The sequence below is a fragment of the Streptomyces sp. MST-110588 genome (assembly GCF_022695595.1).
Classification (GTDB): domain Bacteria; phylum Actinomycetota; class Actinomycetes; order Streptomycetales; family Streptomycetaceae; genus Streptomyces.
In genome coordinates this window covers 4808593-4828859 of record NZ_CP074380.1, presented here as the reverse complement: position 1 = coordinate 4828859, position 20267 = coordinate 4808593, and the positions used below count along the sequence as shown (strand labels likewise).

Sequence of the window (20267 nt, the reverse complement as noted above, 5' to 3'; positions counted from 1 at the left end):
CACCGGTATCCTTCGGGTGTCCACCACCCGAAGAAGCCGAAGGGCATCCCCGTGAGCGCCAATCGCCCGGCAGCCGTCGTCGTTCTCGCAGCGGGTGAGGGCACCCGCATGAAGTCGTCGACCCCCAAGGTCCTGCACACCCTCAGCGGCCGTTCCCTCGTCGGGCATGTCGTCGCCGCCGCCCGTGAGCTGGACCCCGAGCACCTCGTCGTGGTCGTCGGCCACGCCCGTGAGCAGGTGCGGGCGCATCTCCAGGGGATCGGCCCGGACATCCGTACCGCCGTGCAGCACGAGCAGAACGGCACCGGTCACGCCGTACGGATGGGGCTGGAGGAGCTGAGCGACAGCGGTGTCGCGCTGGACGGCACCGTGATCGTCGTCTGCGGTGACACCCCGCTGCTGACGGGGGAGACGCTGGCCGCGCTGGCCGGTACGCACGCCGCGGACGGGAACGCCGTCACGGTCCTGTCTGCCGAGGTGCCGGACGCCACGGGGTACGGGCGGATCATCCGTGCCGAGGACGGCGCGGTCACCGAGATCGTCGAGCACAAGGACGCCACCGAGGCGCAGCGTCTGGTCCGGGAGATCAATTCCGGGGTGTTCGCCTTCGACGCGCAGTTGCTGACGGACGCGCTGGGCAAGGTGCGGACGGACAACAGCCAGGGTGAGGAGTACCTCACGGACGTGCTGGGGATTCTGCGGGAGGCCGGGCACCGGGTGGGTGCGGCGGTGGCGGCGGATCACCGGGAGATCCTGGGGATCAACAACCGTGTGCAGTTGGCCCAGGCCCGCCGGCTGCTGAACGAGCGGCTGCTGGAGCGCGCGATGCTCAGTGGTGTGACGGTGGTGGATCCGGCGTCGACGTGGGTGGATGTGACGGTCACCTTCGAGCCGGACGCGACGGTGCACCCGGGGACGCAGTTGCTGGGCGGGACGCATGTCGCCGCGCACGCCCAGGTGGGTCCGCATTCGCGGCTGACGGACACGTCGGTCGGTGAGGGCGCGGTGGTGTCGTTCACGGTGTCCGACGGTGCGCGGATCGGTGCGGGGGCGAACGTGGGTCCGTACGCGTATCTGCGGCCCGGTACGGATCTGGGGCCGAAGTCGAAGGCCGGTACGTACGTGGAGATGAAGAACGCCACGATCGGTGAGGGCACGAAGGTGCCGCACCTGTCGTACGTGGGCGATGCGACGATCGGTGAGTTCTCCAACATCGGTGCGGCGAGCGTGTTCGTGAACTACGACGGTGAGGCCAAGCACCACACGACGATCGGGTCGCACTGCAAGACCGGATCGGACAACATGTTTGTGGCTCCTGTCACGGTCGGGGACGGCGCGTACACCGCTGCCGGCTCCGTGATCACCAAGGATGTGCCCCCGGGTTCGCTCGCGGTCGCTCGCGGCCAGCAGCGGAATATCGAGGGTTGGGTCGCTCGGAAGCGGCCCGGAAGCGCCGCCGCGCAGGCCGCTTCGGCTGCTCGCCAGGAGACCGACGGCGAGCAGTGATCGTGCTCGGGTACGCCGTGCGGGGCGTACCGTGATAGACGCACGCAAACAGGATTCGAGGAGATTTGCTGTGACCGGGATCAAGACGACCGGCGAGAAGAAGTTGATGCTCTTCTCCGGCCGCGCCCACCCCGAGCTGGCCGAGGAGGTCGCGCACCAGCTCGGTGTCGGCCTGGTCCCGACGAAGGCGTTCGACTTCGCCAACGGTGAGATCTATGTCCGTTATCAGGAGTCGGCCCGTGGAGCGGACTGCTTCTTGATGCAGAGCCACACGGCTCCCATCAACAAGTGGATCATGGAGCAGTTGATCATGCTGGATGCTCTGAAGCGGGCCTCGGCCCGGAGCATCACGGTGGTCATCCCGTCGTACGGGTACGCCCGTCAGGACAAGAAGCACCGTGGCCGGGAGCCGATCTCGGCGCGGCTGATCGCGGACCTGCTCAAGACGGCGGGTGCGGACCGTATCGTCACGGTGGACCTGCACACCGACCAGATCCAGGGTTTCTTCGACGGCCCGGTGGACCACCTGTTCGCGCTGCCGGTGCTGGCGGACTACGTGGGCGCGAAGGTGGACCGGGACAAGCTGACGGTGGTCTCGCCGGACGCGGGCCGGGTGCGGGTGGCGGACCGGTGGTGCGACCGGCTGGACGCGCCGCTGGCGATCGTGCACAAGCGGCGTGACAAGGACGTGGCGAACCAGGTCACCGTGCACGAGGTGGTCGGTGACGTGCGGGGCCGGGTGTGTGTCCTGGTCGACGACATGATCGACACCGGTGGCACGATCTGTGCGGCGGCGGACGCGCTGTTCGCCAACGGTGCGGCGGATGTGATCGTGACGGCGACGCACGGCATCCTGTCGGGTCCGGCGGCGGACCGTCTGAAGAACTCGCGGGTGAGTGAGTTCGTCTTCACCAACACCCTGCCGACCCCCGGTGAGCTGGAGCTCGACAAGATCACGGTGCTGTCGATGGCGCCGACGATCGCGCGGGCGATCCAGGAGGTCTTCGAGGACGGCTCGGTGACGAGCCTGTTCGAGGAGCAGTAAGCGACGGCTCGGCCTCCTCGCTCGGCTCGTGCGGCTTGCACAGTTCGCGGAGTTCGTGCGGCTTGCACGGTTCACGGAGTTCGTGCGACTTGTACGGCTCGTACGGCTTGCGCAGCTCGTACGGCTTGCGGGGCTGAGTGATCGACTTTGGGTGCGGCTTCCCCGCCGGGTAGACTCAGTGAGTTGCTCGGCGAGGGAGGCCGCATTTTATGTGCGGCGGTCCGTTATCGACGCGCTCTTCGTAGCAGGTCTGTCGTGGGCCGGGTGACGGTCCGATTCCGTACAGATCACGAGGAGTGCGCCATGGCCGAGATCAAGCTCGCCGCTGAGGCCCGTACCAACTTCGGCAAGGGTGCCGCGCGTCAGACGCGTCGCGAGAACAAGGTCCCGGCGGTCATCTACGGCCACGGTGCCGAGCCGATGCACGTCGCGGTGGACAGCCACGCGCTGATGATGGCCCTGAAGACCCCGAACGCCCTGATCCGTCTGGACGTGGACGGCAAGAGCGAGCTGGTCATCCCCAAGGCCGTGCAGCGTGAGGCCATCCGTGGCTTCCTGGTCCACGTGGACTTCCTGGCCGTCAAGCAGGGCGAGAAGGTCACGGTGGAGATCCCGATCCACACCGAGGGTGACCTGGCGCCGGGTGCGAACCTGCTGGAGCACCTGCTGAACACCCTGCCGGTCGAGGCCGAGGCCACCCACATCCCGGAGTCGGTGACCGTCTCCGTGGCGGGCCTGGACGCCGGTGACTCGGTGCTGGCCAAGGACATCACCCTGCCGGCCGGCTCGTCGCTGGCCGTCGAGGCGGAGACCGTCGTCCTTCAGGTCGTCTCGGCGCAGGCCGAGGCCCCGGCGGAGTCCGCCGAGGGCGAGGGTGACGAGGCCCAGGGCTGATCCCCTTCCGGACCGGCTTTTCCAACCGCCGCTCCGCACCTTCGGGTGCGGGGTGGCGGTTGGGCTGTTTCGAGGCGATGTGGGGACGGGAGATGCGCGGACGGCGGACGGCCCGCGGACGGCGGATGCAAGGACGGGAGATGTGGGGATGACGGACACAGGGCAGCCCTGGCTGATCGTGGGGCTGGGCAATCCGGGGCCGGAGTACGCCTCCCACCGTCACAACGTGGGGTTCATGGTGGCGGATCTGCTGGCGGAGCGTATGGGGGCGCGTTTCAAGGCGCACAAGGCGCGGGCGCAGGTCGTGGAGGGGCGGATCGGGGCGCCGGGGCCGGGCAGCCGGCGGGTGGTGGTGGCCAAGCCGATGTCGTTCATGAATCTGTCGGGTGGTCCGACGACGGCGCTGCGGGATTTCTACAAGGTGCCGGCCGGCCATGTCGTGGTGGTCCATGACGAGCTGGACATCGATTACGGGACGCTGCGGCTGAAGCTGGGCGGCGGCGACAACGGTCACAACGGGCTGAAGTCGATCACGAAGTCACTGGGGCCGGACTATCACCGGGTGCGGTTCGGGATCGGCCGGCCGCCGGGTCGTATGCAGGTGGCGGACTTCGTGCTGAAGGACTTCTCCTCGGCGGAGCGCAAGGAGCTGGACTACTTCGTGGACCGGGCGGCGGACGCGGTGGAGTCGCTGGTCACCGATGGGCTGGAACGGGCGCAGAGCGCGTACAACTCCTGAAGCGGGCAGGGTGGGGCACGGCGGGCGAACCGCCGGGCGGGGTGGGCGGTCCGGCCGGGCCCGGAGTTGACCGAGTGCTGTCATATGGCCAAGGATCGCCGCCATGCCCAGTACCAGTACGCGTACCAGGACGGCCGGTTCCAGCGCGGCCGGGCTGAAGGCGGGATCCAAGAGCGCCTCGTCGCCCCGGCTTGCCCGGTCCGCCCGGCCTGCCGGAAAGCCGCGGACATCCGGAAAGCCGCGGACATCCGGAAAGCCGCGGACGACCGGAAAGCCGCGGACATCCGGCAGGCCCGCCGCGGCCAGGAAGCCCGCTGCCGGCGGACCCGGCCGGGCCCGCCGGGCGGGTGCGGGCCTGCGCAGACTCCTGGTGGCCGCCCGGTCCGCGCTGATGGCCGTCCTGACGCTGGTGCTGCTGGTCGCCGGGGTCTGGACGTCGTGGCACACCGCTCAGTACGCGATGTTCGTCAAGGGCCGGGAGCGGGGCACGATGACGGTGGCGGTCTGCCATGGTGAGCGGTGTACGGGCCCGTACGAGCCGTCCGTGCCGGGCGGCGCGGAGCACGCCCGGGTGTCGATCGCCGCGGCGTCGGCCCCGGAGCAGGGCGCGCGGATCGAGGTGACGCTCAAGCCGGGGACGGACAGTGCGGTACGGACGGGGCTCGGCGGCATCCTGCACGCATGGGTGCCGTTCGCGGGCGCGCTGCTGCTGGCGGCCCTGGTGGTGGCCGGCGGGCTGCGGATGCACCGTACGGCGTGGGGCATGGGCCTGGTGGGCGTGCTGCTCCTGGGCGGGGCTTTCATCGCGCTGTGAAGTCCTGAGCCGCGCTGTGAGGTGCCGCGCCGCACCCGCCGGATCGGGCCCGTCCGGCGATTGGGGACGCCGGCCCGGCAGGGCCGACCGGGCCCGCCGCGCACCCGGAACCAGCGGTGCGCGGCGGCCCCGGGGGCTCCGGTACGCGGTAGCGGATCAGGTCACCGGCCCGGCCGGCCGCCGGGTCAGCCCGTGTTGCGCAGTCCCGCCGCGACTCCGTTGACGGTCAGGAGCAGTGCCCGGGCCAGGACCGGGTCGGCTTCTTCGCCTTGTGCGGCGGCTTCGCGCTGGCGGTGGAGGAGGGAGACCTGGAGGTAGGAGATGGGGTCCAGGTAGGCGTCGCGGATGCGGAAGGTCTGCTTGAGTACCGGGTTGGAGTCCAGCAGTTCGTTTTCTCCGGTGATGCGCAGGACTTCCCGTACGGTCAGCTCGTGTTCGGCCTCGATGGTGGTGAAGACGTGCTTGAGGTGGTCGGGGACGAGGGTGTCGACGTAGTGGCGGGCGATCCGCAGGTCGGTCTTGGCCAGGGTCATGGCGACGTTGGACAGGAAGTTGCGGAAGAAGTGCCAGTGCTCGTGCATCTCGTCCAGGACGGTGTCCAGGCCGGCTGCGCGGGCGGCGGCGAGGCCCGTTCCGACGCCGTACCAGCCGGGGACGATCTGGCGGGACTGGGTCCAGCCGAAGACCCAGGGGATGGCGCGCAGTCCGTCCAGGCCGGCGCCGGAGTCGGGGCGGCGGGAGGGCCGGGAGCCGAGGTGGAGTTCGGCGAGCTGGTCGACGGGGGTGGAGGCGAAGAAGTACGCGGGCAGGTCGGGGTCTTCGACCAGGCGGCGGTAGGCACCGTGGGCGGCGTCGGAGACGGTGTCCATGGCGGCGTCCCAGCGGGCCAGGGCCTCGTCGGACTGGCGGGGGGCGGTGTGCAGTGCGGAGGCCTGGAGGGTGGCGGCGACCGTCAGTTCCAGGTTCTCCCGGGCGAGGGAGGGGACCAGGTACTTGTCGGAGATGACCTCGCCCTGTTCGGTGACCTTGATCTCGCCTTCGAGGGTGCCGTAGGGCTGGGCGAGGATCGCGTCGTGGGAGGGGCCGCCGCCGCGGCCGACGGTGCCGCCGCGGCCGTGGAAGAGGCGCAGTCGTACGCCGTGCCGGTGGGCGACGTCGCGCAGCAGGCGCTGGGCGCGGTGGATCTCCCATTGGGAGGTGGTGATGCCGCCGAACTTGGAGGAGTCGGAGTAGCCGAGCATGACTTCCTGGACGTCGCCGCGCAGGGCGACCAGGCGCCGGTAGGAGGGGTCGGCGAGCATTTCGTCCAGGAGCCGGTCGGCGATCTTCAGTTCGTCGGTGGTTTCCAGGAGGGGGACGATGCCGATCTTTGCCCAGCCGGCGTGGAGGTCGATGAGGCCGGCTTCGCGGGCCAGGACGGTGGCGGCGAAGACGTCGTCGGAGCCCTGGCACATGGAGATGATGTAGGACTCGACGATTTCGGGGCCGAAGGTTTCCTTGGCCTTGAGGATGGTGCGGAAGACGCCGAGGGTCTTGGCACCGGCTTCGTCCAGGGGGCGGGGGTGGGGGCCAGGGGGCGGCGGGAGCGGAGTTCCTTGGCCAGGAGCTTGCGGCGGTAGTCGCGCGGCATGTCGACGTAGCGCCAGGATTCCTCGCCGAGGCGGTCGAAGAGCTGGCCGAGGGTGTGGTGGTGGGCGTCGGCGTGCTCGCGGATGTCCATGGTGGCGAGCTGGAGGCCGAAGGCGGCGATCGTACGGATGGTGCGTTCCAGGCGGCCGTCGGCGACCAGGCCGCCGCGGTGTTCGCGCAGGGAGGTCTGGATGAGGGTGAGGTCCTCGATGAGGCCGGCGGTGCCGAGGTAATCGCGTCCGGGGACGTGGGGGGTGTCGGCGGCGAGGCGTTCGCGGGTGTTGAGGAGCTTCTGGCGGATGCAGGTGGCCTTGAGGCGGTAGGGCTCCTCGGCGTTCAGGCGCTTGTAGCGGGGGCTGATCTCGGGGAGGAGTTCCAGGTCGCGGCTCAGGGAGGCCAGGAGTTCCTCGGTGGCGCCGCAGTTGCGGATGGAGTTGGACAGGGCACCGCGCAGCTCGTCGATGTGTTCGAGGGCGTCGGTGATGCCGTGTTCGTGCTGGAGGATCAGGACGTCCCAGGTGACCTGGGGGGTGACGTTGGGGTTGCCGTCGCGGTCACCGCCGATCCAGGTGCCGAAGGTCAGGGGGCGGGTGCCGGGCGGGAGGTGGGCGCCGGCCCGTTCGAGTTCGGCGGCCAGGTCTTCCAGGACGTCTCCGACGGCGCCGCGGCCGAGTTCGTCGAGGTAGTAGATGGCGTTGCGGGCTTCGTCGGTGGGTTCGGGGCGGGTGACGCGCAGTTCGTCGGTCTGCCAGATGAGGTCGATGTTCTCGGCCAGGCGCAGGTCGGCGCGGCGGCGTTCGGTGGTGTCGGTGCGGTCCAGGAGCTCGGCGACCTCGCGGAGCTTGGTCAGGACGGAGCGGCGGGCGGCTTCGGTGGGGTGGGCGGTGAAGACGGGCCGTACGCCGAGGTTGGCGGCGGTTTCCCGGAGGTGTGCGGGGTCGGCGTCCTTGAGCATGTCGGCCGTACGGGCGAGGATGCCGCCTTCGGCGGCGCGCCTGGCGCGCAGCTCGCGGCCTCGGTGCACCTGTTCGGTGACGTTGGCGAGGTGGAAGTAGGTGGAGAAGGCGCGCACCAGCTTGGCGGCGGTGGGCAGGTCGGTTTCGCCCAGGAGCCGGGCGGCGGCTTCGCCGTCGGAGCGGGTCAGGGCGCGGACGCGTTCGACCAGGGCGAGGAGTTCGGGGCCTTCCTGGCGGACGAGGGTTTCGCCGAGGAGGTCGCCGAGGCGGCGGATGTCGGCGCGCAGCGCCCCGTTGTCGCGGCCGTCGGCACCGGCGCGGCCGTGACGGTCGCCGGGAGCGGGACGGTCGTCGGCTGCGGTGGGGGCGGTCTCGGCGGGGGTGTTGTCGGCACTGCTCACAGGTGCGGCTCCTTGCAGTGATCTTCGTGATCTGAGCACGTCCGGGCTTGCAGGGGTGCCCCCGGTGGTGGCTGGGGGCGGGTTGCGGACCGCGCTGTCCGACGCCCCCAGGATAGGTGTGTTCTCCGGGGCCGGATCACCCTGTCCGTTCTGTGGTCACCCGTCCGCCCGGCACCTCCGGCGTACGTCCGGTTGGCCCGCCTTTGCCCGCCGATGCCCTCCGCCCCCTCCCCCGCTCGGGCCGTCCATAAGGAGCCTGTCGGGGCCTTGAACGTGGCGTCAGCGCTGCCATACTTACGAGACCGTAGGTTACGGTCCCGTAGCCGTGACCGTTCCCGAGCCCCTGACGAGGGACGTATATGACTGCTGGCCCCGAAACCGCCGGCCCCGAGCTTCTGACGCCACAGCCGCCGGCTCCCGTCCAAAGCCCGCTGCCCTCCGCCACGCTGGGCGGCGACAGCAAGCGTTCGGTCGAGCAGATAACTCTGCTGCTGTTCATCACCCTGCCGTTCGTCGCCCTGCTGGCGGCGGTGCCGCTGGCGTGGGGCTGGGGGGTGAGCTGGCTCGACCTGGGCCTGATGGCCGCCATGTACTTCATCGGCTGCCACGGCATCACCATCGGTTTCCACCGCTATTTCACGCACGGCTCGTTCAAGGCGCGCCGGCCGCTGCGGATCGCGCTGGCGATCATGGGTTCGCTGGCGGTCGAGGGACCGCTCGTCCGCTGGGTGGCGGACCACCGCAAGCACCACAAGTTCTCCGACGCGCAGGGCGACCCGCACTCCCCGTGGCGGTACGGCGAGACGGTGCCGGCGCTGCTGAAGGGCCTGTGGTGGGCGCACATCGGCTGGATGTTCGACGAGGAGCAGACCCCGCAGCACAAGTACGCGCCGGACCTGATCAAGGACGACGTGATCCGCCGGATCTCCCGTCAGTTCGTCCTGTGGACGACCGTATCGCTGCTGCTCCCGCCGCTGGTGGGGGCCTGGTGACGTGGTCCTGGCAGGGTGCGCTGACGGCGTTCTTCTGGGGTTCGCTGGTGCGTGTGGCGCTGCTGCACCACGTCACGTGGTCGATCAACTCGATCTGTCACGCGGTGGGCAAGCGCCCCTTCAAGTCGCGCGACCGGTCGGGCAACGTGTGGTGGCTGGCGGTGCTGTCCTGCGGCGAGTCCTGGCACAACCTGCACCACGCCGACCCGACCTCGGCCCGGCACGGCGTGCTCAAGGGCCAGCTCGACTCCAGTGCCCGTCTGATCCGCTGGTTCGAGAAGGCGGGCTGGGCGTATGACGTGCGGTGGCCGGACGCCTCGCGCATCGACGCCCGGCGCAAGGACAAGGCCGGACAAGCGGCATGATTGACGGGTGGCGATCGACGGCAGCAGCGTGAACACCGACAAGGCAGATAAGGCCGACAGGGCGGATAGGGCCGACAAGGAGCGGGTTCCCACCGGCGCGAGCGCCCGGCGTACCCGCCGGGTGCGCATGACCGGCGCGGAGCGCCGCGAGCAGTTGCTGGACATCGGTCGCGCGCTCTTCGCGGAGCGCGGCTTCGAAGGCACGTCCGTGGAGGAGATCGCGGCCAAGGCCGGGGTCTCCAAGCCGGTGGTGTACGAGCACTTCGGCGGCAAGGAGGGCCTGTACGCCGTCGTCGTCGACCGTGAGATGCGCCAGTTGCTGGACATGGTCACCGGCGCGCTGACCGCCGGCCACCCCCGCGAACTCCTGGAGCAGGCGGCGTTCGCCCTGCTGGACTACATCGAGTCCTACACGGACGGCTTCCGCATCCTCGTACGGGACTCCCCCGTCGCCCAGTCCACCGGCACCTTCGCCTCACTCATCAGTGACATCGCGACCCAGGTCGAGGACATCCTCGGCCTGGAGTTCAAGGCCCGCGGCTTCGATCCGAAGCTGGCACCGCTGTACGCGCAGGCGCTGGTCGGCATGGTCGCGCTGACCGGCCAGTGGTGGCTGGACGTGCGCAAACCGAAGAAGGCCGAGGTCGCGGCCCACCTGGTGAACCTGGCCTGGCACGGCCTGGACGGCCTGGAGCCCAAGCCGCGGCTGATAGGGCACCGGCGGGCCTGAAAGGTGCCTTCGGGTACCGAGAGGCGCTGCTCGGGGGGTCTGAGCGGCGTCGTTCGGGGGGCGTGGCGGCTGTCGGGACTGTCGCCGTATGGGCGGCATCGGGCCTAGCCTTCCGTCCGTGAGGAAACAGGGGCGGGTGTGGTTACGCCAGGGCGCGTACGGGGTCCTGGTGGCGGTGACACTGATGATCGCGGTGTCGACGGCCGAGCAGGTGACTCCGCTGATCAGCGGCTGTGGCGCGCTCGTGGTCGGCGCCGGGCTGCTTCCGATGGTGGCCAACCCCCGGCGCGCGTGGCTGGTGTCGGCCGCCGCCACGGTGGCCGGTGTGTCGTCGCTGGCGGTCACCCTCGTCCACCAGGACGAACTGTCGACGAACGACACGGCCAACTGGTGGACCGCCGAGGTGTTCGCCATGCTGGTGCTCCTCTCCGCGAGCGTGCGGCGGGCCCCGGTCCGTACGGCCTCCGGGATCGCGGTGCTGCTGACGGCGGCGCTGGCGATGGGTCAGCTCCGGTTCCTGACGACCTACCGGGGTGCGCCCCACAAGCCCGATCTTGAGGATGTGTCCGTCCTGCTCATCATCGCGGCCCTCGTGGCGGTCGCCATCGGCTGCTACCTGCGGAACCTGGACGCCCGCAGCCGCGCCGCGCTGGCCGCCGAGCGCCGCGTCCAGCGTATGAATCTGGCCCGCGACCTGCACGACTACGCCGCGCACGACGTCACCACGATGGTCGTCCTGGTCGAGGCCGCCCAGGTCATGGCGGAGGAGGACCCGCGCCAGGCCCTGGCGCTGCTGCCGGAGATCGGAGCGGCCGGGGCGCAGGCCCTAGCGGCGATGGACCAGACGGTACGGCTGCTCGCCCACTCCGACGCCGACGCCGGCTCTGCCCCCGATTCCGGTTCCGGCCGCGGCTCCGACTCCGGCTCAGGTCCCGGCGTCGGAGTCGGGGCCGGCGTCGGCGTCGGTCCCGGGGGCGGTCCCAGCCGTGACCGGCCCGCTCGCGTACGTCCGCGCCGGGACCTGAGCGAACTGCCGTCGCTGGCCGAGCGGTTCACCCGTACCGGGTCGCCCGAGGCGGTCCTGGATCTGGCCGACGGGCTGCCCGAGGACCTGCCCGCCGAGGTCAGCGCGACCGGCTATCGGGTGGTCGTGGAGGCTCTGACCAACGTACGGCGGCACGCGGCCACCGCGACGAAGGTGGAGATCGCGCTGTGCGTCGTCGCGTACGGCACCGGGCGGGCGCTGCGGGTCCAGGTGACCGACGACGCCCCGTGCCCGCAGCCGGCCCCCGCGCTGGCCGGGCGCGGCCAGGAAGCCGGCGGGCTGGGGATCGCCGGCCTGACCGAACAGGTCCGGCGGCTGGGCGGTGAGCTGAGCGCGGGCCCACGGCGGCCGGCGGGGTGGCGGGTCACGGCGCTGCTGCCGCTCGGTGCCGCCCGCCATCGCGAGGGCCCCGGCGGGCTCCCTCCCGTCCCCCGTCACGGGTCCGCCCATGGCTCGGACGTCCCCCACGCCCCCACACCCCTCACGTCCCCGCGCGGCAAGATCCGCCGAACGGCTGATGCCCGTACGAACAGCGCGCTGCCACCATGATCGGAGCCCTCGCGGGGGAGCGCGGGCAGCCCGTCACCACCGGCCGAGGCCGTCTCTCGCTCCGCGTCTCCCGCTCCGCGTGCACCGATCTCAACGGGGAGCCGTGACCACATGCAGCACATCACCCGCATCACCCTCTGTCCCGCCGACCTGACGCGTATACGGATCATCGGGTCGCTCGGCCCGTACGCCGAAGCGGTCTTCGCCGTGGAGGCGCTGAGGGAGAGCAGCGGTGAGTACCTGCGGGCGTGGCGCCGTACGGTCAACGGCGTGTTCACCTCGTCGGACGCGCGGTGGGAAGGGGTGCGGCGGCTGACGCGGTCCGGTGGCGGCGCGGGCGAGATCATGGCCGTGTGGTCGGGTGCCGCGGCGCGGCTGCGGGCCGGGCCGCGGACGCCGGAGGTGCCGCGCCACCGGGTGTGCGCCGCGGTCCGGGACCTGCACCGGTTCGCCGTCCAGCCGTACTGGAACCAGGTGCGTACGCATCTGGAGTCGGCCGAGGAGGCGCACCGGGAGATCGTGTGCAACAACGGCATCGAGGCCCTGTTCAGCAGCCTGGGCCCGGGAATCCGCTGGCGGGCGCCGGTGCTGGAGATCGCCTCGCAGGAGGACGGCCAGGACATGGAGGTGGTGCCGGGCGGCAGCGGGCTGCGGCTCGCGCCGTCCTTCTTCCTCCAGGGCGCGGGCGTGGTGCTGCCGCCCGGGCGGGCCGAGGGCGCCGGCGCCGGGCCGGTGCTGGTCGTGCCCAGCCGTCCGGACGGGCGGCACAACAGAAACCGGCGCCTCCTGGAGGACGGTGTCCCGCAGGCGCCGGCCGTGTCCGGGGATCCTAAGGGACGGCTGGCCGCACTGCTGGGCCGGACGCGGGCGGCGGCGCTGGAGGCCGTACGGGAAGGGTGCACCAATGGGGAACTGGCGCGCCGGATCGGGGTGTCCTCGGCCGCGGTGAGCCAGCACACCGCCGTACTGCGCGGTACGGGCCTGATCTTCAGCCGCCGCAACGGCAATCAGGTGCTGCACACCGTCACTCCGCTCGGGCGCCGGCTGCTGCGGGGGGAGCCGGCGCCGGCGGCGGAGCCCGGTTACCGCATCAGGCCGGATTCCCACACCGCCGCGGCGATGCCGACGCGGTTACGGACGTTCAGTTTGCGCTGAAGGTTGGCCAGGTGGGTTTTGACGGTGCCCAGGGAGATGAACAGTTCGGCGCCGATGTCGGAGTTGGTCAGCCCTTCCGCCACCAGCCGGGCCACCTCGCTCTCCCGCGCGGTCAGCGGCTCGGCCGGGGGCCGGGCGGGGCGGCGGGGGCTCGTCAGCCGGGTCAGCAGCCGGGTGGTGATCTCCGGGCTGATCAGTGCGTCCCCTTCCACCGCCGCCCGTACGGCCTCGACGAGCAGGGCGGCGCGGGAACGTTTCAGCAGGAAGCCGCAGGCGCCCTCGCGCAGCGCCGTGTGCACATATTCGTCGAGGTCGAAGGTGGTGACGACGACCACCCGCACCGGCAGGGCAGCCGCCACGATCTCGCGGGTCAGCTCCAGCCCGTCCATGCCCGGCATCCGGATGTCGGCCAGCAGCACGTCCGGGGAGAGCGTACGGGCCGCTTCCCAGGCCGCGTTGCCGTTGTCCGCCTCGGCGACGACGCACAGGTCCGGCTGGGCCTCAAGTATGCGCCGGAACCCCTTGCGGATGCCGGGCTGGTCATCCGCGATCACGATGCGCGTCGTCATGTTGTTCATCGTGCCATGCCGTTCACCGACCATGCCCTTCACCGTGCATGCCCTTCACCGTGCATGCCCTTCATCGTGCATGCCCTTCATCGTCCATGCTGTTCACCGTCCAGGCCGTTCATGCCGTACCGACGAGGGAAGTTGACGCATGCGAAGCGGGCAGAGGAAGCACCGGAGACACAGCGGGGCCCATGACACCGGCATCCGCCTCGGTGGCGGCACCGGCCGCCTCTTCCGGTCGGAATTACGCCACCGTACGGGCCAGGTGGCCGGCGCGGCCCTGGCCTGCGCCCTGACGGCCGCCGGGGCCGGCGCCTGCGCGCTGCTGCTCCTCGGCGCGGGCCTGACGGTCCGGCCGCCCGGCTCCCCGGCGGCCGAGGCCGACGAGGGGGTGCGGCAGTTGCTCTCGATGCTGCTGTCCCTGCTGCTGATGTGCGCGGTGCTGGTGATCGGCTCGACCGTCTCGCTGTGGACCGGACAGCGGCTGGGGCAGTTCGCCGTGCTGCGGGCCCTGGGTGTCACGGCCGGCCGTACGCGCCTGATGGTGGCGCTGGACGTCGCGCGGCTGGCCGTGCTGTCCGCGGCGGCCGGCTCGGCCCTCGCCATGGTGCCGCTGGCGTACGCGGGACGCGGGCTCCTGGTCGCCCAGCAGCTCCTGCCGGCCGGCACCGGTCTCCCGGGCCCCGCGCTCACCGCGCTGACCGGGCTGGGAGTCTGCCTGGCCACCGCCGCGGTGGCCGTACTGGCCGCGCTGCTGAGCGTGCTGGCGGCGGGCCGGGGCGCGCCGGTCGGCCTGCTCAAGACGTCCGGTCCGCCGCCCGTGCGCAGCCGGGCGCGTCTGGTCACCGGCCTGGTGATGGTGGCTCTGCTGGTCCTCCCGCTGCTGGTGGTCATGGCTCTGCCCGGCTTTCCCGCGACGGTGCGGGCGGCGATGGCGCCCGGGGTGGCGCTGATGGTCGTGCCCACCCTGGCCGTCCTGGCGCCCTGGCTCGTACCGGCGCTGACCCGTCCGGTGTGTACGGCGCTGCGCGTGGTGGACCGGCGGGTGGGCCGGATCGCCGCCGCGGGACTGCGGGCGGCTCCGGCGCGTACGACGGCCATGGCGGTCCCGGTGCTGCTGGCCGTCGGCGTCGCGGGCGCGCTGCTGGGGGCCGGTACGACGGTGGACCGCGCGGTCCGGGACCAGACGGGGGCGGGCCTGCTGGCCGACGCGATGGTGACCGCCGGGCCGGGCACCCGGCTCCCGGCCTCCCCCGGCCGCCACCCGGGCGTCACCGCCGTCCCGCTGCTGGCCGCCAAGGTCACCACGCCGCCCGGCGCGTACGACAGCAAGCCCGGCCCGGTCCGCGCCTGGGGCGTCGACGGCCCCGCACTGGCCCGTGTGGTGGACCTGGGCGTGACCCGGGGCAGCATCTCCGCCCTCCGGCCGGGCACCTTCGCCGCCGCGGCCGAACTGGCCGACGAACATCACTGGGCCTTGGGAAGCTCCGTACGCCTCAAGCTCCCCGACGGCACCGCCCGCCCCGTGCGCCTGACCGCCATCTACGAACGCGGGCTGGCCTTCCCCCGGTTGATGATCCCCCGCGCCACCGCGCTGGCCCACACCAAGGCTCCGTACGCCGACCGCATCGCCCTGTCCGGCTCCCCGGACGCCTGGCCCGCCGCCCCGGGCCAGAAGGTCCTGCCCCGCGCCGCGTACGTGGCGGACTTCGCCCGCAACCCGGCCGACAACCTGGGCATCCGCCTCACCGTGGCGGTGATCTGCGGCTACTCCCTGCTGGCGGCGGCCAACACCGGCGCGCTGGCGCAGCGCGACCGGGCGGCGCAGCGCGCCCACCTGCGGGCGCTGGGCCTGGGCCGCTTCCAGATGCTGCGCTGCGTCCTGTACGAGGCGCTGGGCGCGGGCGCGGTCGGGCTGGCCCTGGCCGCCGCCGTCGCGCTGTCCTGCCTGATCCCGCTGTCGGCCACCCTGGGCACCGGCGTCCTCCCGTCCTTCGACGCCCCCTGGATCCTCGGCGTCCTGGCCACCGCCACCCTGGCCATCACCCTCCCCGCCGCCGCGACCGCCCGTCCGTTCGCCGCCATGCACCGCCACTTCGCCCGAAGATCAGTCTGACGACGGCCCCGGCGGGGTGACGGACGCCCTCACCCCGCCTTCTTCACCTCGGCGACGAACGCCCCGAACTCCCGCGCCCCGAAGCGCAACACAGGCCCCTCGGTCCACTTGGAGTCCCGTACGGCAACACAGGTACGCAGATCGGCGACCTCGACGCACTCGTTGCCTTCGCCACCGCTGTGGCTGCTTTTGAACCAAACGGCCCCCGTGTCAGGGGCGGGCATCACGTGATCGGTCACGAGGACAACTCCTGCCGCGCTCGGGCCAACAGCCGCATCGATGCCGATGTGTCGGCCGCTTGCGAACGAAGATAGTCGAACGTCAACTTGTAAGCAGCGACGTCTTCCACATCGTCGAAATACAGGCCGCGACGCCGCAGTTCGACGTAGACAACGGCCATGGAATTGAGCCGGTCGCGATCGTTGTCCCGGCCCACCACGACGAAATGTCCCGCCCCCGCAGCGTGCGCCCCGGCACTGAACGGCAGGATCTGGATGTCGATGGCGGGGCTGCGAGCCATGTCGTGCAAATGCTCCAGTTGTTCTGCCATCACTGCGCTGTCGCCGACGGTCCGGCGCAGTACGGCCTCGTCCAGGACCACCCAGAGGTGCAGGGCCGGATCACGGCTGAGGATCTTCTGACGCCGCAACCGGGCATCCACCATCCTCTCGATGTCGTCGTTCGAGCTGCGCACTTCACGTGCTCGGTGCACGGCCAGCGCATAGTCCTTGGTTTGCAGCAGCCCGGGGACGACGGTGTTGGCGTACAGATGCTCGTACGCCGCCTCGTGCTCGAAGGAGACCAGCGGGTCCAGCCACTCCGGTACTCCGCCGTTGCCCATCCACCAGCCGTCCAACTGCGACCTGGCCACCCGCACCAGCGCATCGCGCTCCTCGTGGGACGCCTCGCACGCGTCGGCGATGGCCTTTACCGTGGCCCAGCGAATGCGCGCGCGATCCTGCCACATCTCATAGCGGCTCACCGTCGTCTTGCTGACTCCCGCGCGCTCGGCGACCTCTGTCTGCGTCAGCCCTTGCCGCTCACGCAGGGAGATCAGTCCGCGGGCGATCTGCATGCGTCCGGTCGGGCCGGTCTGTGTCGCTGTCATCACTCAACCCCCTTGTTACAGACGGTCGGCAGCCTAGGGACGGCGGTGTGGCGCCTGCGTTGATCCGGCGGTGAAGTCACTCGGAGTGATGAACTACCGGAGGAGTCCCGCCTTTCACGGAATTCCCATGGAACGCTTCACGCCATTGCCTGACTCCGACTTCCAAGGAGCGTCCATGGCCCTTCCCGCGCGTACATCCCGATTCGCGACCCACCGCTGGCTCGGGGTGTGCGCGCTGCCCGGTGACGATCTCGCCTCCGCCGGAGCCGCCCGGCGTTACGTACGGGAGACGGCCCGTTTCTGGTCGCTGGCGGACGAGGCCGTCGAGACGCTGGAGTCCGTCACGGGTGAGCTGGCCGCCAACGCGCTGGAGCACAGCGGCAGCCGGGAGATCGTCGTGGTGCTGGGGCTCACCGGGCACCGTACGGCCGTGATCAGTGTGGTGGATGAGGGCGCGGTGGCGATGGTCACGCCCGCAGTGCCCGCGCGCGAGAGCGAGAGCGAGGGCGGCCGGGGCCTGCGGATCGTGCAGACGCTCGCCGAGCGGTGGGGGTGGCGTGGGGACGTGCGAGGGGTGGCTGTTTGGTGCGAGGTGGCCGTGGGATCGGGCCCGCCGACGACCGCGTTCTGTGCGCCTGCCCGACCCTCGACTCACCCCGCCGTCGCCTCCAGGAATTCCAGGCGGTTGCCGACCGGGTCGTGGGAGTAGAAGCGGCGGTGGCCGGGGAGGTGGTCGTCCCAGTGGACCGGGGCGCCCGCGGTGGTGAGGCGGTGGGCGAGGGTGGTGAGGCCGGTGACGCGCAGGCCCGGGTGGGCCTTGGTGGCGGGGTGGAAGCCGGGGGTGATGCCGAGGTGGATCATGGCTGTGCCGGCCTCGAACCAGCAGCCGCCGCGGGCGGCGAGCGCCGGGGGCTTGGGGACCTCCGTCATGCCGAGAAGGTCCCGGTAGTACGCCCGCAGGGCGGGCTCGCTGCCGGGTGGCGCGGCGAGCTGGACGTGGTCGAGGCCGGCGATCATGGATTGGTCACCTCTCGTCGGGGATGTGGGGGGTGGTGGGCGTGCCGGGTGGGGTGGGGCCGGGGTGTCCCAGCCGTGGACGGGGCCGGGGCCGGAGCCGGAGCTGTACGGGGACGGCGGCCGGTCTTCTTCGTGTGCGGGCCGGCGGCCGTCCCGTGGGCCTGGTCATGACTCCTTGTGGGCGACGACGAAGATGCGGCGGAAGGGGAAGACCGTGCCGTGCGGGCCCGGTGGGTAGGACTTGCGCAGCAGGTCCCGGTACTGGTCGAGGAATTCCTCGCGGGCGGCCGGGTCCCCCTCCAGGGCCGTCAGTACGGGGCGCAGGGCCGTGCCCTTGACCCAGTCCAGTACGGGGTCCTCGCCCTGGAGGAGCTGGACGTAGGTGGTCTCCCAGGCGTCGACCGCGCAGCCCAGGGACGTGAGCCGTTCCAGGTAGCCGGCCGGGTCCAGGATGTGGACGAAGCGCCGGCCGTGTCCGCGCAGGCGGGGCCGCCACTGGGGCTCGTCGCACAGCTCGCCCAGGAGGGCGTGGCTGGGGGCGGTGAAGTTGCCGGGGACCTGGAAGGCGAGGGTGCCGCCGGGGGTGAGGGCCTGGATCCAGGCGGGGAAGGAGTCCGCGTGGTTGGGTACCCACTGGAGCGCCGCGTTGGAGATGATCAGGTCGTACGGTTCCTCGGGCAGCCAGTGCGCGGCGTCGGCGAGGCCGAAGTCGAGGTGGCCGCCGCCCGGGGTGGGCCCGGCGTAGGTCCTGGCCTCCTCCAGCATCTCGGCGGAGCTGTCCAGGCCGGTGATGCGGGCTTCGGGCCAGCGGTCGGCGAGCTGGACGGTGACGTTGCCGGGGCCGCAGCCGAGGTCGGCGATGCGGGCCGGACGGCCGCGGCGGGGGAGTTCCGGTATGCGGGCGAGGAGGTCGTGGAACGGGCGGGTGCGGTGTCCGGCGTGGCGCAGGTACTGCTGTGGATCCCAGGTTGGTGCGACGTGCATGTTCGAACCCCTTCACTGGTACAGGGCTGGTACGTGCCAACACATGTGAGCGTGAAGCTCCCGCCGACGATGCCCAAGGGTCCGTCCAAATATATCTTGATGTCAAGAGACTTCACATCGACAGACCCTCTACACTGATCGATATGGAGGACGAGGTCGACCGACTGGTCGCAGCATGGCGCCGGGAGCGCCCGGACCTCGACGTGGAACCGCTTGAGGTCCTCAGCCGCGTCAGCAGGCTGGCCAGACACCTCGACCGCGCCCGCCGCATCGCCTTCTCCGAGGTGGGCCTGGAGCCCTGGGAATTCGACGTGCTGACCGCACTGCGCCGGGCCGGCGCCCCCTACCAGCTCTCCCCCGGACAACTGCTGACCCAGACCCTGGTCACCTCCGGCACGATGACCAACCGGATCGACCGGCTCGCCAAGAAGGGGCTGGTGGAGCGGCTGCCCGACCCCAGCGACCGGCGCGGCGTCCTCGTACGGCTGACACCGGACGGGCGCGAGGCGGCCGATGAGTCACTGGCCGGGCTGCTGGCGCAGGAACGCGCGATCCTCAGCGAGCTGTCCCCCCAGCAGCGCGGTGAACTCGCCGCGCTGCTACGGCAGTTGACGGCCCCCTTCGACAACATCCCGAGCTGAGGGCACGGGGCGGCGCAGGCCCGGCGGGGCGCCGTCCGGCAGGCGCCGGCCGCCGCCGGGGAGCGCGTCGCGCGGCCGAGGGGCTCTTGCCCGTACGGCCCGCGGTGGGCTTGGATCGCCGCCATGAGCCCGCAGCGTGAGCCGAGCCGACCGAGCCGTCCGAGCGGACCGGGCCGGCCGGGGCCCCAGCAGCAGCGCAGGCCGTCCGGTACGCCGGACGGAGCCCGTTTCCCCGGCCGTACGGTCCTGGTCTCCGGCGCCGCCGGCGGGATCGGGGCCGCCACCGCCGACCGGCTGGCCGCCGAGGGCGCCCGCGTGCTGCTCCTGGACATCGACGACGAGCGCGGCGAGCACACCGCCCGGCGCATCCGCGCGGCCGGCGGGGCCGCCTCCTACCAGCACTGCGACGTGGCCCGCGAAGAGGACTGGCAGCGCGCCGCCCATGCCGCCCGGGAGCGCTACGGGCCCGTGGACGGGCTGGTCAGCAATGCCTTCCTGCCCTACACCGCGCCCGCCGACCGCACGCCGCTGGCCGACTGGGAACGGCAGCTCGCGGTGAATCTCACCGGCGCGTTCCTGGGCGTGCGCGCCGTCCTGGACGATCTGCGGGAGCGGCACGGCGCGGTGGTGCTGACGTCCTCGGTGCACGCCCATTTCGGGCTGCCGGGGCGTCCCGCGTACGCCGCCTCCAAAGCGGGGCTGACCGGCCTGGCACGGCAGCTCGCCGTCGAGTACGGGCCGCACGTGCGGGTCAACAGCGTGCTGCCGGGGCCGGTGCTGACCGGGGCGTGGGAGGCGATCGGCGAGGAGGACCGGCGGGCGAGCGCCGAGGAGACCGCGGCCCGGCGGCTGGGGCGCCCGGAGGAGGTCGCCTCGGCCATCGCGTTCCTGCTGTGCGGGGACGCGTCGTACGTGACGGGGGCGAGCCTGGTCGTGGACGGGGGCTGGAGCGTGGTGAAGCACTCCTCCTGACAGGTTCCCGACGCCAGGCGCCCGCAGGGAGAGGAGGGGC

17 protein-coding genes and 2 pseudogenes are annotated in these 20267 nt (G+C 71.6%); 13 read left to right on the top strand and 6 right to left on the bottom strand.

The annotated features are described in order from the left end of the window. Positions 1–51 precede the first annotated feature (51 nt). The 5 genes from glmU to KGS77_RS21180 all read left to right on the top strand — a co-directional run bounded on the left by glmU (position 52) and on the right by KGS77_RS21180 (position 4998). Complete coding sequence (glmU, locus tag KGS77_RS21200; protein ID WP_242584227.1) at positions 52–1506, top strand: bifunctional UDP-N-acetylglucosamine diphosphorylase/glucosamine-1-phosphate N-acetyltransferase GlmU; 1455 nt, start codon at positions 52–54, stop codon at positions 1504–1506. A gap of 70 nt (positions 1507–1576) precedes the next feature. After that, positions 1577–2551 (top strand): ribose-phosphate diphosphokinase, encoded by a 975-nt coding sequence (locus KGS77_RS21195; protein ID WP_242584225.1) that lies wholly within the window; start codon positions 1577–1579, stop codon positions 2549–2551. Between the two features lie 303 nt (positions 2552–2854). Continuing rightward, positions 2855–3445 (top strand): 50S ribosomal protein L25/general stress protein Ctc, encoded by a 591-nt coding sequence (locus KGS77_RS21190; protein ID WP_242584223.1) that lies wholly within the window; start codon positions 2855–2857, stop codon positions 3443–3445. 148 nt (positions 3446–3593) lie between these two features. Next, entirely contained in the window at positions 3594–4184 is a 591-nt protein-coding gene (pth, locus tag KGS77_RS21185; RefSeq protein ID WP_242584220.1) for an aminoacyl-tRNA hydrolase, read from the top strand. Positions 4185–4287: 103 nt separating this feature from the next. After that, a complete protein-coding gene (locus KGS77_RS21180) occupies positions 4288–4998 on the top strand; it encodes a hypothetical protein (protein WP_242584218.1) in 711 nt (236 codons plus the stop codon). 185 nt (positions 4999–5183) lie between these two features. Here KGS77_RS21180 and ppc read toward each other — a convergent pair. Beyond that, positions 5184–7984 (bottom strand): annotated as a pseudogene (gene ppc / locus KGS77_RS21175) (phosphoenolpyruvate carboxylase). Between the two features lie 359 nt (positions 7985–8343). Between ppc and KGS77_RS21170 the strand changes: the two are divergent. The 4 genes and pseudogenes from KGS77_RS21170 (at position 8344) to KGS77_RS21155 (ending at position 12820) form a co-directional block, all read left to right on the top strand. Beyond that, positions 8344–9341, top strand: a pseudogene (locus KGS77_RS21170) (acyl-CoA desaturase). A 127-nt stretch (positions 9342–9468) separates the two neighbouring features. After that, positions 9469–10071 carry a TetR/AcrR family transcriptional regulator gene (locus KGS77_RS21165; RefSeq protein WP_242587599.1) on the top strand — a complete coding sequence of 201 codons (603 nt, stop codon included), beginning with the start codon at positions 9469–9471 and terminating at the stop codon, positions 10069–10071. 118 nt (positions 10072–10189) lie between these two features. Beyond that, on the top strand, positions 10190–11665 hold the full coding sequence (locus KGS77_RS21160; RefSeq protein ID WP_242584216.1) for a histidine kinase: 1476 nt from the start codon (positions 10190–10192) through the stop codon (positions 11663–11665). Positions 11666–11776: 111 nt separating this feature from the next. Then, complete coding sequence (locus KGS77_RS21155; protein WP_242584214.1) at positions 11777–12820, top strand: winged helix-turn-helix domain-containing protein; 1044 nt, start codon at positions 11777–11779, stop codon at positions 12818–12820. Here the strand turns inward: KGS77_RS21155 and KGS77_RS21150 are convergent. Then, a complete protein-coding gene (locus KGS77_RS21150) occupies positions 12748–13389 on the bottom strand; it encodes a response regulator transcription factor (protein WP_242584212.1) in 642 nt (213 codons plus the stop codon). The two genes, KGS77_RS21155 and KGS77_RS21150, sit on opposite strands and share 73 nt — an antisense overlap. A gap of 148 nt (positions 13390–13537) precedes the next feature. Here KGS77_RS21150 and KGS77_RS21145 point away from each other — a divergent pair, with 148 nt between their 5' ends. Continuing rightward, positions 13538–15505: an FtsX-like permease family protein gene (locus tag KGS77_RS21145; protein ID WP_242584210.1), complete on the top strand. Its 1968-nt coding sequence runs from the start codon at positions 13538–13540 to the stop codon at positions 15503–15505. Positions 15506–15534: 29 nt separating this feature from the next. On the opposite strand, the gene KGS77_RS21140 is transcribed toward KGS77_RS21145, so the two are convergent. Both KGS77_RS21140 and KGS77_RS21135 read right to left on the bottom strand, forming a co-directional pair. Further along, positions 15535–15744 (bottom strand): DUF397 domain-containing protein, encoded by a 210-nt coding sequence (locus KGS77_RS21140; RefSeq protein ID WP_242584208.1) that lies wholly within the window; start codon positions 15742–15744, stop codon positions 15535–15537. Next, on the bottom strand, positions 15741–16613 hold the full coding sequence (locus KGS77_RS21135) for a helix-turn-helix transcriptional regulator (RefSeq protein ID WP_242584206.1): 873 nt from the start codon (positions 16611–16613) through the stop codon (positions 15741–15743). Before KGS77_RS21135 ends, KGS77_RS21140 begins: the two co-directional genes overlap by 4 nt. Before the next feature lie 175 nt (positions 16614–16788). On the opposite strand from KGS77_RS21135, the gene KGS77_RS21130 reads away from it, so the two are divergent. After that, on the top strand, positions 16789–17322 hold the full coding sequence (locus KGS77_RS21130) for an ATP-binding protein (RefSeq protein WP_242584204.1): 534 nt from the start codon (positions 16789–16791) through the stop codon (positions 17320–17322). Here KGS77_RS21130 and KGS77_RS21125 read toward each other — a convergent pair. Continuing rightward, positions 17265–17630 carry a VOC family protein gene (locus tag KGS77_RS21125; RefSeq protein ID WP_242584202.1) on the bottom strand — a complete coding sequence of 122 codons (366 nt, stop codon included), beginning with the start codon at positions 17628–17630 and terminating at the stop codon, positions 17265–17267. The genes KGS77_RS21130 and KGS77_RS21125 overlap by 58 nt on opposite strands. Before the next feature lie 165 nt (positions 17631–17795). Beyond that, entirely contained in the window at positions 17796–18614 is an 819-nt protein-coding gene (locus KGS77_RS21120) for a trans-aconitate 2-methyltransferase (RefSeq protein WP_242584190.1), read from the bottom strand. A gap of 143 nt (positions 18615–18757) precedes the next feature. On the opposite strand from KGS77_RS21120, the gene KGS77_RS21115 reads away from it, so the two are divergent. Together KGS77_RS21115 and KGS77_RS21110 are read left to right on the top strand one after the other, a co-directional pair. After that, positions 18758–19255, top strand: a complete 498-nt coding sequence (locus KGS77_RS21115; RefSeq protein WP_242584188.1) for a MarR family transcriptional regulator — start codon at positions 18758–18760, stop codon at positions 19253–19255. Positions 19256–19378: 123 nt separating this feature from the next. After that, positions 19379–20227 carry an SDR family oxidoreductase gene (locus KGS77_RS21110; RefSeq protein WP_242584186.1) on the top strand — a complete coding sequence of 283 codons (849 nt, stop codon included), beginning with the start codon at positions 19379–19381 and terminating at the stop codon, positions 20225–20227. Positions 20228–20267 lie beyond the last annotated feature (40 nt).